The organism is Pseudomonas sp. PNPG3 (assembly GCF_023093815.1).
GTDB lineage: Bacteria > Pseudomonadota > Gammaproteobacteria > Pseudomonadales > Pseudomonadaceae > Aquipseudomonas > Aquipseudomonas asiatica.
This window is the reverse complement of sequence record NZ_JALLKV010000152.1, coordinates 1-372: the sequence shown is the minus strand read 5'-3', so window position 1 is coordinate 372 and position 372 is coordinate 1. Positions and strand designations below refer to the sequence as shown.

At 49.5% G+C, this 372-nt stretch carries 2 tRNA genes; both read left to right on the top strand.

What is annotated here, in order from left to right:
- Positions 1 to 89 precede the first annotated feature (89 nt).
- Positions 90 to 166: transfer RNA gene (locus tag MJ643_RS30530), tRNA-Ile, on the top strand.
- 26 nt (positions 167 to 192) lie between these two features.
- Positions 193 to 268: transfer RNA gene (locus tag MJ643_RS30525), tRNA-Ala, on the top strand.
- Positions 269 to 372 lie beyond the last annotated feature (104 nt).

Here is a 372-nt window from a genome sequence, read left to right as displayed (position 1 = left end):
CTTAATCGACGACATCAGCCTGCTGATGAGCTCCCACACGAATTGCTTGATTCATTGTAAAAGACGATGCTGTAACGCGACCCTGTTATAGGTCTGTAGCTCAGTTGGTTAGAGCGCACCCCTGATAAGGGTGAGGTCGGCAGTTCAAATCTGCCCAGACCTACCATTACATGGTTCAGCCGTAGAATACACGGGGCCATAGCTCAGCTGGGAGAGCGCCTGCCTTGCACGCAGGAGGTCAGCGGTTCGATCCCGCTTGGCTCCACCATTTTCGCCGTACGCAGTAGCTTGTCAGAACTTAGAAATGAACATTCAGCTCGAATGTTGATTTCTGACTTTTGTCAGATCGTTCTTTAAAAATTCGGATATGTG